The organism is Microbispora triticiradicis (assembly GCF_005864065.1).
In the GTDB taxonomy this organism is placed as follows: Bacteria; Actinomycetota; Actinomycetes; order Streptosporangiales; family Streptosporangiaceae; genus Microbispora; species Microbispora triticiradicis.
This window is the reverse complement of record NZ_VANP01000054.1, coordinates 1-546: the sequence shown is the minus strand read 5'-3', so window position 1 is coordinate 546 and position 546 is coordinate 1. Positions and strand designations below refer to the sequence as shown.

1 protein-coding gene is annotated in these 546 nt (G+C 71.2%); it reads left to right on the top strand.

The window, feature by feature from the left end; all coding sequences use genetic code 11:
• A partial coding sequence (locus FED44_RS35500; protein WP_154956911.1) for an RICIN domain-containing protein occupies positions 1 to 546 on the top strand: 546 nt, incomplete at both ends.

Genomic DNA, 546 nt, shown 5'->3' with positions numbered 1-546 from the left:
GGGGTAGTCGGCGCCGTCGCCGGGGTCGTGGCCCTGGTCGGCGGTGTGTTCACCGGCGTCTCCAACGCCGCGCCGACCACCGGCGCCTACCGCATCGTCAACGGCGCCAGCGGCCTGTGCCTCACCGTCCCCGGCAGCAGCGGCTCCGACGGCGTACAACTCACCGTCTCCGCCTGCACCGGCACGACCAACCAGACCTGGACCCTGTCGGCCCAAGGCAGCGGCGTCCGCCTCACCGCCGGCAACAGCGGCAAATGCGCCGGCGTCACCGGCGCCTCCACCTCCGCCGGCAAAGCCGTCCAACAGGAAACCTGCACCGGCGCCACCTCCCAGACCTGGGAACTCACCGCCTCCGGATCCACCTACCGCGTCATCAACGCCAACAGCGACAAGTGCCTCAACACCGCAGACAACTCCACCGCCTCCGGCGCCCTCGTCCAGCAGAACTCCTGCGACTCGGTCGCCACCAAACAGTGGACCCTCCAGCCCACCGGCTCCATCCCGAGCGGGACGCCCACCAGCACCCCGACCTCCACCCCCACGGGC